Source organism: Luteibacter rhizovicinus (assembly GCF_004342265.1).
In the GTDB taxonomy this organism is placed as follows: Bacteria; Pseudomonadota; Gammaproteobacteria; order Xanthomonadales; family Rhodanobacteraceae; genus Luteibacter; species Luteibacter rhizovicinus_B.
In genome coordinates, this window is the sequence record NZ_SMCS01000002.1 from 175,685 (window position 1) to 187,844 (window position 12,160).

Annotated in this window: 14 protein-coding genes and 1 tRNA gene; 6 read left to right on the top strand and 9 right to left on the bottom strand. The window is 65.2% G+C overall.

Translation table 11 applies throughout. The features are described from left to right. The first annotated feature begins 9 nt into the window (after nucleotides 1-9). The 4 genes from EC912_RS04950 (at nucleotide 10) to EC912_RS04965 (ending at nucleotide 3,156) form a co-directional block, all read left to right on the top strand. A complete protein-coding gene (locus EC912_RS04950; RefSeq protein WP_132142044.1) occupies nucleotides 10-1,395 on the top strand; it encodes a dihydrolipoamide acetyltransferase family protein in 1,386 nt (461 codons plus the stop codon). A gap of 132 nt (nucleotides 1,396-1,527) precedes the next feature. After that, on the top strand, nucleotides 1,528-2,142 hold the full coding sequence (locus EC912_RS04955; protein WP_132142045.1) for a glutathione S-transferase family protein: 615 nt from the start codon (nucleotides 1,528-1,530) through the stop codon (nucleotides 2,140-2,142). 91 nt (nucleotides 2,143-2,233) lie between these two features. Next, complete coding sequence (locus EC912_RS04960; RefSeq protein WP_132142046.1) at nucleotides 2,234-2,698, top strand: DUF1456 family protein; 465 nt, start codon at nucleotides 2,234-2,236, stop codon at nucleotides 2,696-2,698. A gap of 74 nt (nucleotides 2,699-2,772) precedes the next feature. Beyond that, the gene (locus EC912_RS04965) at nucleotides 2,773-3,156 is read left to right on the top strand and encodes a VOC family protein (RefSeq protein ID WP_132142047.1); all 384 of its coding nucleotides are present in this window, start codon (nucleotides 2,773-2,775) and stop codon (nucleotides 3,154-3,156) included. Nucleotides 3,157-3,208: 52 nt separating this feature from the next. Here EC912_RS04965 and EC912_RS04970 read toward each other — a convergent pair whose 3' ends face one another. The 8 genes from EC912_RS04970 to EC912_RS05005 all read right to left on the bottom strand — a co-directional run bounded on the left by EC912_RS04970 (nucleotide 3,209) and on the right by EC912_RS05005 (nucleotide 9,216). After that, nucleotides 3,209-3,532, bottom strand: coding sequence for a hypothetical protein (locus EC912_RS04970; protein WP_132142048.1), 324 nt, complete (start codon nucleotides 3,530-3,532; stop codon nucleotides 3,209-3,211). 2 nt (nucleotides 3,533-3,534) lie between these two features. Then, a complete protein-coding gene (locus EC912_RS04975) occupies nucleotides 3,535-4,905 on the bottom strand; it encodes a tryptophan--tRNA ligase (protein ID WP_132142049.1) in 1,371 nt (456 codons plus the stop codon). A 98-nt stretch (nucleotides 4,906-5,003) separates the two neighbouring features. Continuing rightward, on the bottom strand, nucleotides 5,004-5,924 hold the full coding sequence (rocF, locus tag EC912_RS04980) for an arginase (protein ID WP_132142050.1): 921 nt from the start codon (nucleotides 5,922-5,924) through the stop codon (nucleotides 5,004-5,006). An 8-nt stretch (nucleotides 5,925-5,932) separates the two neighbouring features. Continuing rightward, nucleotides 5,933-6,325, bottom strand: a complete 393-nt coding sequence (locus tag EC912_RS04985; RefSeq protein WP_165973512.1) for a rhodanese-like domain-containing protein — start codon at nucleotides 6,323-6,325, stop codon at nucleotides 5,933-5,935. Nucleotides 6,326-6,542: 217 nt separating this feature from the next. Next, nucleotides 6,543-6,618, bottom strand: a tRNA-Thr gene (locus tag EC912_RS04990). 35 nt (nucleotides 6,619-6,653) lie between these two features. Then, complete coding sequence (locus tag EC912_RS04995) at nucleotides 6,654-7,424, bottom strand: SPOR domain-containing protein (RefSeq protein WP_132142052.1); 771 nt, start codon at nucleotides 7,422-7,424, stop codon at nucleotides 6,654-6,656. A 53-nt stretch (nucleotides 7,425-7,477) separates the two neighbouring features. Beyond that, nucleotides 7,478-8,236, bottom strand: coding sequence for a type III pantothenate kinase (locus EC912_RS05000; RefSeq protein WP_132142053.1), 759 nt, complete (start codon nucleotides 8,234-8,236; stop codon nucleotides 7,478-7,480). Further along, nucleotides 8,233-9,216: a biotin--[acetyl-CoA-carboxylase] ligase gene (locus tag EC912_RS05005; protein ID WP_132142791.1), complete on the bottom strand. Its 984-nt coding sequence runs from the start codon at nucleotides 9,214-9,216 to the stop codon at nucleotides 8,233-8,235. Before EC912_RS05005 ends, EC912_RS05000 begins: the two co-directional genes overlap by 4 nt. 267 nt (nucleotides 9,217-9,483) lie before the next feature. Between EC912_RS05005 and EC912_RS05010 the strand changes: the two genes are divergently transcribed. Together EC912_RS05010 and EC912_RS05015 are read left to right on the top strand one after the other, a co-directional pair. Beyond that, nucleotides 9,484-9,837 (top strand): hypothetical protein, encoded by a 354-nt coding sequence (locus tag EC912_RS05010; RefSeq protein ID WP_132142054.1) that lies wholly within the window; start codon nucleotides 9,484-9,486, stop codon nucleotides 9,835-9,837. A 96-nt stretch (nucleotides 9,838-9,933) separates the two neighbouring features. Continuing rightward, a complete protein-coding gene (locus EC912_RS05015) occupies nucleotides 9,934-10,701 on the top strand; it encodes a zinc-dependent peptidase (RefSeq protein ID WP_243649157.1) in 768 nt (255 codons plus the stop codon). Here the strand turns inward: EC912_RS05015 and EC912_RS05020 are convergent, their stop codons facing one another. Continuing rightward, nucleotides 10,702-12,084: an ATP-binding protein gene (locus tag EC912_RS05020; protein ID WP_243649158.1), complete on the bottom strand. Its 1,383-nt coding sequence runs from the start codon at nucleotides 12,082-12,084 to the stop codon at nucleotides 10,702-10,704. It abuts the gene before it with no gap. Nucleotides 12,085-12,160 lie beyond the last annotated feature (76 nt).

Here is a 12,160-nt window from a genome sequence, read left to right on the forward strand (position 1 = left end):
CCGACCACCATGGCCGATATCAAAACCTTCCACCTGCCCGACCTCGGCGAAGGCCTGCCCGACGCGACGATCGTCGAGTGGCACGTCAAGGTAGGCGACACGATCAAGCTCGACGCCCCGCTGGTGTCGATGGAAACCGCCAAAGCCGTCGTCGACGTGCCGTCGCCCTACTCCGGCAAGGTCACCAAGCTCTACGGCGCGGCCGGCGACATCATCGATACCGGCGCCGAAGTGGTCGATATCGAAATCGACCCGAACGCCAAACAGCGCGCCGAGGCGGAAGCCACGGGCCATCACCATGGCCCGAAGAAAAGCGTCGGTAGCCCGGCGCCGGACGATGCCGGCAAGGTTGTCGCGTCCGACGACGGCGGCGAGATCGAATCGAACGGCAAGAAAGCCGACCGCGAAGACGAAGGCACCGTCGTCGGCGCCATGGTCAGCGGCAACCACGTGCACACCGAACAGGTCAGCACGGTCGGTGGCGTGAAGGCGGTCCCCGCCGTGCGCGCGCTGGCGAAGAAGATGAAGATCGATCTCTCCCGCGTCGTACCTTCGGGCGCCGGCGGCGTGATCACCATGAAGGACGTGAAGGACGCCGCCGCGAACGGTTCGGCCGCGCTCGGTGCCGCACCGGTCCGTTCGGCTGCCGCGCAGCACCTCGCGCCCACGCTGCCCGAGCCAGGCCCGGCACCGCAGCGCACGCCCGTGTCGCTGGCCGGCAAGCCGGTCCGCACGTCGCCTCCCGGTTCGCAGGCGATGGGTCAGCCCGAACAGCTGAAGGGCGTTCGTCGCAACATGGCGCGCGTCATGGCCGAGGCTCACGCCAACGTCGTGCCGACCACCATCGTCGACGATGCCGACCTGCACGCCTGGATCGGCAAGCAGGACATCACCGCCCGCCTGATCCGCGCCATCGTCACGGCCTGCAAGACCGTGCCGGCACTGAACGCGTGGTTCGACGGCAAGAACCTTACCCGCACGCTGCATCCGCACGTGGACATCGGTATCGCGGTCGATACCGACGACGGCCTGTTCGTTCCCGCCCTACGCAACGCCGACGTACTGGATGGCGCCGGCGTCCGCGCCGCGATCAAGCGCCTGCGTTCGCAGGTCGAAGATCGCAGCATCCCGGCTTCGGAGCTTTCGGGCTACACGATCAGCCTGTCGAACTTCGGCATGTTCGCCGGCCGCTACGCGACACCCGTCGTGGTTCCGCCGACCGTCGCCATCGTCGGCGCCGGCAAGCTCAGCCACGATGTGGTCGCCGTCATGGGTGGCATCGAAGTACACCGCCGCATGCCGCTGTCGCTGACCTTCGACCATCGCGCCGCCACGGGTGGCGAAGCCGCTCGCTTCCTGAAGGCGATGATCGACGATCTCGGACTGCCGAACTAAGGCAGGTTCGAAAAAAAGCCCCGGGAAATATCCCGGGGCTTTTTTCTTGCGCCATCGCGCTCGAGAGCGCTCCTACAAATACGGCGCCCATACGGTCACAATGGATCCATCGTCCCTGTGGAGTCATGTCGCGTGCGCCTGATCGGAATGCTCGATTCACCCTTCGTACGCCGCGTGGCCGTCAGCTGCAAATTCATGGGCCTGCCCTTTTCCCATGAATCGCTCTCGGTGTTCCGCGATTTCGACACGTTCGCCTCGATCAACCCCGCCGTAAAAGCGCCGACGCTGGTGACGGACGACGGCGTGGTGCTGATGGATTCGAGCCTGATCCTCGACTACCTCGAACGCCTGGTCGCACCCGACCTGCGACTGACCCCGACCGATATCGGCGAATACGCGCGGTCGCTGCGCATCGTGGGCCTCGCGCTCGTCGCCGCCGAGAAGGCGGTGCAGGTCTATTACGAACTCAACAAGCGCCCCGAAGAAAAGCGTCACCAGCCCTGGCTGGACCGCGTCGATGGCCAGCTGCATGCGGCGTATCGCGCGCTGGAAGACGAAATCGGTTCGGGTGACGGCTGGCTGTTCGGAGCAAAACCCCTGCAGGCGGACATCACCACCGCGGTCGCATGGCGCTTCGCCAAGGACGCCCTGCCCGAATTCCTGCATGCGGATCGCTATCCGCGTCTTGCGGCCTTCGCCGAACGCGCCGAGGCACTGCCGCCGTTCCGGGACACGCCGGCCGAGTAATCCCGGCCAGCCTATCCATGCCTCGATATCCCTGTGGGAGCGCCGTTACAGGTACGGGCTGCGGTACCCTATCGTTTTAGGACTCCCCGCCATGCTCAACAACGACACTCTCCGTAGCATCCGCTACATGCTCGATCTGGCCGACGTCCATGTCGTCCAGGTCATCGGGCTGACTGGCGTGACCGTGGAACTGGCGGATGTGAATGCATGGCTGCGCCGCGAGGACGAGGAAGGCTTCAAGGCCTGCCCCGACGAAATCATGGCGCACTTCCTCGACGGCCTGATCGTCCAGCGCCGCGGCCGCGACGAAAGCCAGCCGGCCCGTCCGGTCGAAAAGCGCGTGAACAACAACGTGGTGCTGAAGAAGCTTCGCGTCGCTTTCGAACTGAAGGACAGCGACCTGCACGAAATCATGCAGGCGGCGGGATTCCCCGTCTCCAAGCAGGAAATGAACGCCCTCTTCCGGCAGCCGAAGCACGCCAACTTCCGCCTTTGCGGCGACCAGTTCCTGCGCAATTTCCTGAAGGGTCTTACGCTGCGCCTGCGGCCCGGCTGATCCTTCCATGGCGACATCGCGCACGCTCTGCTAGCGTTCGACGGACAACCACAGCAAGGTTCGGAGACAAGGACATGCACCATAGCCGCCTGTGCACGCTGGTCCTCGACTGCAAAGTCGACGACCTTGCCGAAGCCACGCAGTTCTGGAGTCGCGCGCTAGGCAAACCCATCGTCACGACCGATCAGGATGGCGATGGCAAGTACGCCGAACTCGATACCCCACCCGACGAACTACGCATCCTGCTTCAGCGCGTGGAGCGCGACAGCCGCGTGCACCTGGACATCGAAACCAACGATCTGGAAGCCGAAGCGGCACGTCTCGAAGCGTTGGGCGCGAAGCGGATCGCGATGGTGAAAGACAGATGGTGGGTGATGGAAGCGCCGACAGGTCAGCGCTTCTGCGTCGTGCATCGCCAGGGCGAGGAATTCGGACCGAACCTCAATCGCTGGGATTAGGTTCGTTTTCTACGCTTTCCGTGGGAGCCGACAGAAAGCACAGAAAGCAGTTTTACGGTCGGCGGCGCCACACGTAGTAGCGAACCAGCATCGCCAGCGCCAGCACGGCAAGAAAACCGCCATAGCCATACAGCGCCGGAATCACCTGCTTCCAGATGCCGCCACTCTCCGGGCCGAAGTCGCCGACCTGCTTGATTTCGACGGAGTCGAACGCGATCACCGCAAGCTGCACGGACGCCACTGCTGCGGCGATCAATGCCAGCACGTCGAACGCACGCCGGGTCGCGTTGCGGATCAGCGTCTTCGGATAGGCCCAATAAGCCCAGCCCAGAATCAGCAGCCAAGGCGCCAGCAACAGGATCGCGAGATAACGCATGGCTATTCCGCCTCGGCCAGCGCGTCGAGCGCACCGCGCAAGCGCAGCACGGCGGCGGCACGAGCGGCCTCGTCCGGATGCGCGGGACTGGTGGCGACTACCGCTCCGTCCAGCATCAGTGCGATATGACCGTCGCGCGATTCCACCGACGCGTTCGTGCCACCCAGGGTTCCGAGGCGCTGGCGAAGCGCGCCGGCCGCCTTCGGATCGGCGAAGGCCTGCGAGAGAAGCAATTCCTCGCCGTCCGCAGCAAACAGACGGAAGCGGAAGCTGCCGTCGGTATCGCGGAAACTGGCGAAGCGCGGCGGCTTCGCCTTGCCGGCGTGCACGGCCACCGACGCGACAGCCGTCGGCGCAGTGCGATGCTTCGCGCTACGCAGGCCAACCGCATCACGCAGCGTAGCAACGAGCGGCGCCGCGATGGCGCGGGCTTTTGCCGCACCGGCGAGCAGGATGTCTTCCATATCGTCGGGACGCGCCATCAGTGCGTCGTAACGCTCGCGCATCGGAGCCACGTCGGCTTCCACGCGTTCGAACAATACCTGCTTCGCTTCGCCCCATCCCAGGCCGCCCTTCAGCGCTTCGGCGAAAGCCGCCGTTTCCACCGGTGTCGCGAAGGCCTTGAAGATGGTGAACAACGCCGAATCGTCCGTTTCCTTCGGCTCGCCCGGCAGGCGCGAGTCGGTCACGATGCGCATGACCGTTTCGCGCAAGCGCTTGGCGCCACCTTCGAAAAGCGGAATGGTGTTGTCGTAGCTCTTGGACATTTTGCGCCCGTCGAGTCCGGGCAGCGTCGCCACCTGCTCCTCGATCTGTACCTCGGGCAGCACGAAGAACTCGCGGCCATAGATATGGTTGAAACGCTGTGCGATATCGCGCGCCATTTCGATGTGCTGGATCTGGTCGCGACCCACCGGCACCTTGTTCGCATTGAACGCGAGGATGTCGGCAGCCATCAGCACCGGATACATGTATAACCCGGCCGTGATGCCCGCATCGGCGTCTTCGCCGGACTCGACGTTTTTGTCGACCGCAGCCTTGTACGCGTGGGCGCGATTGAGCATGCCCTTCGACGACACGCAGGTCAGAAGCCAGGTCAGTTCGGGAATCTCGGGGATATCCGACTGCCGGTAAAACGTGGCGTGGTTCGGATCGAGCCCGCCGGCCAGCCAGGTCGCGGCGATCTGCAGGCGGGACGCCTCGATGCGCGCCGGATCGTCGCTCTTGATCAGCGCGTGATAGTCCGCCATGAAATAAAAGGCGTCGACGTTCGGATCGCGACTGGCCACGATGGCCGGGCGAATCGCACCGACGTAGTTGCCGAGGTGCGGTGTGCCGGTGGTGGTGATGCCGGTGAGTACGCGTGTATGCATGGCGATCTTGGGCTGGCGGGTAACCCCTCGAGTTTAGCTCGCCCGGCGCGACATAGCGCGACCCCGCCCTGCGGCAGGCCGTCGCGGGCCGCAGGCTGCTAGCGCATCAGTGTCGACTTGCCGAACAGCGACTCGACCAGGTCGACCGCGAGACGGGCTGTCTGGTTGCGCTTGTCGAACGCGGGGTTCAACTCGACGATGTCCAGCGAGCCCACGCGACCGGTGTCCGCGATCATCTCCATGCACAGCTGCGCTTCGCGGTAATTCGGGCCGCCGCGCACCGTGGTGCCCACGCCGGGGGCAATGGAAGGATCGAGGAAATCGACGTCGAAGCTGACATGGACGTGCGTGTTCGCGTCGATATCGGCCAGCGCTTCTTCCATGGCGGCTTTCATGCCGATCTCGTCGATATAACGCATGTCGTATATGTCGACGCCCACTTCGTGCACGAGCCGCTTCTCGCCCTCGTCCACCGAACGGATGCCGATCTGGCGGAAAACGTCCGGCGATGTCGCGGGCGTCACGTCGCCCAATCCGGTCAGTGCATCGGGGCCGTAGCCGCAAAGGCAGGCCACGGGCATGCCGTGGATATTGCCCGACGGCGTGATCTGGCTGGTGTTGAAGTCCGCATGGGCATCGAGCCAGATCACGCGCAGCTTCGTGCCCTTCTCGCGGCAATGCCGGGCCACGGCGGTGATGGAACCAATGGCCAGGCAATGATCGCCGCCGAGCATGACCGGCAGATTGCCCTCTTTCAGTTCGGCATAGACGGCCTCGTAGACAGCCGTATTCCAGGCGACGACCTCGTCCAGATGGCGATAGCCATCGGTCGGTGGCGCCCACGGATTCAGCGGGCCGGTGAGATTGCCGCGATCGACGACGTGCATGCCACGGCGGGCCAGACGCGCGCCGAGATTGGCGACGCGCAGCGCTTCCGGGCCCATGGAACTGCCGCGATGACCGGCGCCGATATCGGTAGGCGCGCCCACCAGGGCGACCGAGCGGGTAACAGGACTCATGAGTGTTCTCAGGGTGAGGGGCGTTCGCGCACGAGAGGACGGCCATCGGCGCGCCAGGCGTCGACGCTGCCTTCGAGCAGGTGCACGTTGGTGTAGCCGAGCGACTGGAGCGTATCGCGGGCACGTGCGGCGCGTTTGCCGGACTTGCAGTAGACGACGACTTCGCGATCGCGCGGCACGCCGAGCACGCCATGCCGCGCGGCGACTTCGTCGACCGGTACGTTCAGTGCGCCGGCGATATGCCCGTCGCCGTATTCGGCAGGCGTGCGCACATCGAGCAGGAGCGGCGCCGCGTGACGCTGCTGTAGATCGGCGAAAGCCGGACGGGTGACGTCCTGTGCGAAGCCGGATAACGGCAGCGACAGTACGAGCATCAGCAGGATCGTGCGAAAGCGAATCATCCGCCGAGTGTACATCGGGCGTCCGGACAGTCTCGTTGCAGTGCGGTAACCGGGCCATGCCGCGCCGCGAAAACCGGCTGCCCGGCTGCGGATCCGGCGTGCGTCGGAATGAAGGTGATGTTAGCTGTGCGATAACTCGCAAGCCCCTCGACGTCATTCCGGCGCACGCCGGAATCCGCAGCGATGCGATCGAAATGGCCAGAAGCGAAGGGACTGATGGTGCCGGCACCCGGATTCGAACTGGGGACCTACCGCTTACAAGGCGGTTGCTCTACCAACTGAGCTATGCCGGCATCAGGGCGGCGATTCTAGCAGGATGGACGCAGGCTCAGAAACAGCCCGTCGAACGCGTGGCGATGCCGGGCGTACGGACGCTGCGTTTCCAGTCGAAATTCGCGTCGTCGGCCACCACCAGATCCAGCCACCAGACCGGCGTGGTTTCCGTACGTTCGCTCATTTTCGCCGGAAAGCCCTGCACGGCGACCTCGTCGCGACGCTTGCGCGCATTGGCCGGATCGTGGAACAGACCCAGCGCCACGGTGTTCTGCAGATCGCCGGACGTCACCACGAAATAGTCCTTCACGCCCTTGGCTTCCAGCTTGCGCGCCTCGGCCAGCGCCTGTTCGCGCGTGGCGTACGCGGGCAGGAAAACGCGCCATCCGCGCGACTGGCTGGTCTGCTCCTGCCGCGAGCGCATGCGGGCCGTTCGCGGAGAAAGCGCGGTGCGGGCCGCGCGCATATCGGCCTGATTCGAGAAAGGCCCCAGCGCGAGACAGCGGTAGCTACGGCGCGTGCTTTCCCCCGCGCTCGACGCCGGTGCGGGAGGAGGAGACGGCGCGGTAGCTACTGACTGCACGGGCACGGGCGCGGCGGATGCCGGCGCCGCTGGGGAGGACGAAGCCGGCGTCACAAGGGCAACGGGTCTCGCCGGTGCCGCGATCGACATGGCCGGCGCCGGCAACTCGGCCAGCAGACGCAGTTTCGGTACGCCCTTGTCCGTGGGATCGACCGCGTGCACGCCGCTGTCCCCGAGCCACAGCCACGCCGCCACAGCGATGTTCAGGGCAATCAGCAGGACGAAAAGCAGGCGAGGCAGCATCGAAGGCCTTTGCGGAAGACGTGAGGCCCGATGGCCCGCGAACGGCGTGGATTCTAGATGGAATCGCCGCTCGGGGAATGAGTCGCGGCCCATACGGCCAAACCGCGCAGCACGGTATCGGGAACCAGCGTGACCGGATGGTCGAGCAAGGGCGCGAGAACATCGGCATCGCCACCGCCCAGCGTGATGGTGGGCGAGCCACCCAGGGACCCGGACGCGCGCGCCACGAAGCGATCGACCAGCGCCGCGGCGGCCTGCCAGCAACCCGATACCAGGGCGTCGGCGGTGTTGTCGGCCAGGTCACGCAGGCTGCCTGTCTGGGACGGTCGCACCTGCACCGTCGCACCCAGCACCGACTGCTGCATCAGCAACGGTCCCGGCGCGATCCAGCCGCCGAGATGACGGCCGTCGGCGGCCAGCGCATCCAGCGTCAATGCCGTGCCGACGCTGGCGAGAACGCACGGCGCCCGTCCGCTGGCTTTCGCATCGACCATGGCCAGGAAGCGGTCGACACCGAGACGCTGCGGTTCCGCGTAAGCGTTGACGACGCCGCAGGCCTGCGCCGGCGAACGCACCCACTGCACTGCACGGACGAAGGTGTCGCGTGCCGCGTCGGACACCAGCGTTTCGCGCGCCGCGTCCACGACGGAGGCGCCTACGATGCGTTCGGGCACGGGCCAGGTCTGCCAGAGCAGCGCCAGTTCGTGGCCGATGTCCGCATCCCAGCCGAAGGCGCCGCGGCGCACGAATTCGTCGCCGTCCAGCAGCGCGAACTTGAGCCGGGTGTTGCCGAGGTCGAGCAGGAGGATCATGGCTTTCCCTGTCTGCGCACGGAAACATCCGCACTGTCGATCGCAACGATATCGCCTTCGTCGCGTCGCACGAGCAACGCGCCGCGAGGATCGACACCCTCGCCCGTTCCAGCGAACTCGCTCTGCGCGCCGATCACCCGCAACGGTTCGCCCTTGAGCAAATCGTACTGCGCATAGTCCGCGACGAAACCCGCGAAACCCTGGCGGTCGAACTGGCGCAATCCTTCCACCAGTTTTTCGATAAGCACCCCCGCGACGCGATTGCGGCCGGGCGGATCGTCGCCGCGCAACGAAGCAAGATCGGTGATCGGTTGTTCCGCCTGTTCGTGCAGCGCATCCGGAAGACGAATATTGACGCCGATGCCGATCACGGCCGTACAGGGGCCAAGGTATTCGCCGCTGAGCTCCACGAGAATGCCCGCCAGTTTCGCCTGCCCGGCCAGCACGTCGTTCGGCCACTTCAGTCCGGCCGTGCGGATGCCGAGTTCGTCGAGCGCGCGCATCAGAATCACACCCACCGCCAGCGACAGGCCGGTCATTCCCGCGAAACCACCGTCGAAGCGTTTAAGTATCGACAGGTACAGATTCATACCCGGCGGCGACAGCCACGCTCGGCCACGCCGGCCGCGCCCCGCCGACTGCATTTCGCCGATGACGATGCTGCAGTCGTCCAGAGTGGGAAGCCGCCGCTGGAGTTCGCTCGATGTGGAGTCGATCTCCCAGTGCACTTCCAGCAGACCCAGGTCTTGCGCGATGTCCGGGGGCAGATGCTCGCGAATGCGCGCAGGGTCGAGCAGTTCGGTGCGCCACGGCAGCCGGTATCCACCGCCCACCTTCGCCTCGACCGGCACGCCCTTCAGGCGCAGCGCCTCGATCTGTTTCCACACCGCTGCACGGGTCACGCCAGCGCGACGCGCGAGCGCGGCGCCCGATACGGCCTCGCCTGTCGCGAGGGCTTCGAGAAGATCGCGGGCGAGCATCAGGGCGCGCGTGCCGTACGGACGGAAGAGGAACGGAGGGGGACGATAAGGCACATCTGCCGATTTTAAGGCAGCGTGAAGGCGCACGCCCATTTCCGGGGCAATATAGCCGTCGATCGGCCCGGGCAAGGTAGCCTTCCAGCATCTAAACGCATGATCTTTCGAAATAAAACGAAGGACGCGCCAGCTCGGGGCTCCTGGCACTGGCGAGCCCCGAAAGTTTCTGAGAGGATCGGCCGTCCCCACGGGACTCTTAGGGGTTACCCGATGAATGCCAGAACATACGTGTTCGGACTGCTGTGTGCCACCGGTGCCACGGGTACCGCTGTCGCATCGAGTGTCGATCTGACCGGCAACCTGCTCTCGGTGGGCGGGAATGCTGCGTCGTCGGCAAACTTCGAAAGCGGTTCGTCGCGCAGTGCGCAGGGTTCGTCGCGTAACAGCGACAATGGCGGCGACGTCATGTCGACGCGCAGCGTCGGCACCACCTCGCGCAATACCAGCACGGCCATGCCGTCCACCGGCGAAGCGGACGAAAGCCAGCGCGATGGCTCGCCCGCACCGACCGCCCGCTCGCAAAACCCCAGCTGGCAGTCGTTACTGCCCGGCTCGATGCTCTGAACGCCTGACGCTTCGCCGTCGGCAACACTTCCGTTTTCATCCCTTCGTCCCGATATCGGAACGAACGCGTCATCGTGCGCACACTGAAGCTTCCGCGTGATCGAACGTCTACGACGCTACCTGGCACGCTTTCGCTCGCCACCCGTCCCCATCGACGAGTCGCTGTGGAAGCACGCGTTGCAACGGGTGCCGTTGGCCCGGTCGCTGCCGGCCGCGAAACAGGTCCAGCTGCGCGAACTGGTAACGGTGTTCCTTCACCGCAAGCGATTCCATGCCATTGCCGGCGCCGCGCTGGACGACTTCTGGCGCCTGGCCATTGCGATGCAAGCTTGTCTTACCGTACTGACGCAGGGAGCGAAAGCGCTGGATGGCTGGACGAACATCATCGTGTATCCGGGCGAATTCAACGTGCGGCGCAGCCATCACGATGCGCGCAGCGGCGTGGTGCACGAAAGCGACGACACGCTGATCGGCGAAGCGTGGGAGCGCGGCCCCATGATCCTGTCTCTGAGCGATGTGGCGCTGGACCTCGAAGCGCCATGGGACGGTTACAACGTGATCGTGCACGAAATGGCGCACAAGCTCGACATGCGATCCGGCCCGGCCAACGGCGTTCCGCTGCTGCCGCCCACGATCAAGCGTCGCGAGTGGATCGACAGCATGCAGCGGGGATTCGACCGGCTGTCGCGCGAGGTCGCTCGCGGACGCCGTACGCAGATCGATCCGTATGCCGCCGAAGCACCCGAGGAATATTTCGCCGTGACGAGCGAACTGCACTTCTCGCAACCGACCCTGTTGGCACAGGAGCAACCGGACGTCGCCCGGCTTCTTGCCGCGTACTACGGACCGTCGCCCACCACCTGATCAACCCGGCGGAATGCGTACCGTGAAACGCGCGCCGCCCAGTTCTTCCGAACGGTCGACCTGCATCTCGCCCTGATACGCCTTGACGATGTCCTGCACGATCGACAGGCCGATACCGTGGCCCTGCACGCGCTCGTCGCCACGCACGCCTCGTTGCAGCACGCGGCCGATCTTGTCGTCGGCAATACCGGGACCGTCGTCCTCGACAATCAGCAGAAGGCCCCGACGACCCGCGCCGGTGCCCAGCGAACGCGCCGTCAGCAGCACGCGATGCTGCGCCCACTTGAAAGCGTTCTCGACAAGATTGCCCATCAGCTCGAGCAGATCGCCCTGCTCGCCCGGGAATGCCGCACCGTTGTCGATTTCGAACTCGCACAGGACGTTCTTCGCGGCGTAGACCTTTTCCAGGCTCTGCACGAGATCTTCCGCGTGGCCGGCGATTTCCACGGCCGAGGCGAAAGTCTGCCTGCCGGACGTCGCCGCGCGCGACAACTGGTAGGCCACGAGTTCGTCCATACGGCGCACCTGGTCCACCAGATCGCCACGCAACTGCGCGCCATCGGGCGCGGATTCCAGCTGCGAACGAATCACCGCCAGCGGTGTTTTCAGACTGTGGGCAAGATCCGCCAATGTGTCGCGATAGCGCGTGCGTTGCTCGCGCTCGCTGTCGATGAATGCGTTGAGGCGACGCGTCAGCACCGTCAGCTCGACCGGATACGGTCCGTCCAGATGATCCCGGCTGCCGCGCTCGATATGCGCCAGATCGCTCGAAACGCGACGCAACGGAAGCAGGCTCCAGCGCAGCAGGAACAACTGCAGCAGCATCAGCATCATGCCCAGCATCGCCAGCCACAGGAATTGCGTACGCCGGTAAGTGGCGACCTGACGTTCGAACTGATCCTCGGTCTGCGCCACCGCGAACGTCAACGGGACCGAACGCTTTTCGGTACTGTCCAGCGACACGCCGTAACTGAAAACGTATAGCCGTCCGCTACGCGTTTCCACGGGTTCGAAAGTGGTTTCGCCGGGCGACAACATGCGCACGAAATCGAAGTCGCGACCGAGCGCGGACGACGATTCCCAACGGAAGTTGTCGTTGCCCACGATGATCGCGTAAAGGCCCGAGCCCGGTCGCGAAAAATCGGGATTGGGCTGGCTGTCCGGCGTGGTGACCTTGCCGGCGCGCGTAATGTCCGTGCCGGTGATGTAAGCGATGGCGTAGTTGTGCAGCCGGTCGTGCATGGCGCTCAGCTCGCTGGCGTAATTCGCCTTGTTCTGGGCGAGCCCCGTCAGACCGAGAAAGGCCGCCAGCGCGAAACCCGTGGCAAGCGCCGCACGCGCCGCAAGGGACAGGGGCCGGGGCTGCTTATGTAGGAAAGCCATATCCATGTGCGGCTAGCTTGCATCGCCTGATGTTGGCGCACGTGTCGACGGCGGCAAGCCGCCGCCGGCACGCGCC

Excerpts from the sequence above, each read along its gene's own strand:
- rocF (WP_132142050.1), bottom strand. The coding sequence starts at position 5,924 with ATGAGTCCTGTTACCCGCTCGGTCGCCCTGGTGGGCGCGCCTACCGAT.
- EC912_RS04960 (WP_132142046.1), top strand. The coding sequence starts at position 2,234 with ATGCTCAACAACGACACTCTCCGTAGCATCCGCTACATGCTCGATCTG.
- EC912_RS05010 (WP_132142054.1), top strand. The coding sequence starts at position 9,484 with ATGAATGCCAGAACATACGTGTTCGGACTGCTGTGTGCCACCGGTGCC.
- EC912_RS04950 (WP_132142044.1), top strand. The coding sequence starts at position 10 with ATGGCCGATATCAAAACCTTCCACCTGCCCGACCTCGGCGAAGGCCTG.
- EC912_RS05020 (WP_243649158.1), bottom strand. The coding sequence starts at position 12,084 with ATGGCTTTCCTACATAAGCAGCCCCGGCCCCTGTCCCTTGCGGCGCGT.
- EC912_RS04995 (WP_132142052.1), bottom strand. The coding sequence starts at position 7,424 with ATGCTGCCTCGCCTGCTTTTCGTCCTGCTGATTGCCCTGAACATCGCT.
- EC912_RS05005 (WP_132142791.1), bottom strand. The coding sequence starts at position 9,216 with ATGCTCGCCCGCGATCTTCTCGAAGCCCTCGCGACAGGCGAGGCCGTA.
- EC912_RS04985 (WP_165973512.1), bottom strand. The coding sequence starts at position 6,325 with ATGATTCGCTTTCGCACGATCCTGCTGATGCTCGTACTGTCGCTGCCG.
- EC912_RS05000 (WP_132142053.1), bottom strand. The coding sequence starts at position 8,236 with ATGATCCTCCTGCTCGACCTCGGCAACACCCGGCTCAAGTTCGCGCTG.
- EC912_RS04975 (WP_132142049.1), bottom strand. The coding sequence starts at position 4,905 with ATGCATACACGCGTACTCACCGGCATCACCACCACCGGCACACCGCAC.
- EC912_RS04970 (WP_132142048.1), bottom strand. The coding sequence starts at position 3,532 with ATGCGTTATCTCGCGATCCTGTTGCTGGCGCCTTGGCTGCTGATTCTG.
- EC912_RS04965 (WP_132142047.1), top strand. The coding sequence starts at position 2,773 with ATGCACCATAGCCGCCTGTGCACGCTGGTCCTCGACTGCAAAGTCGAC.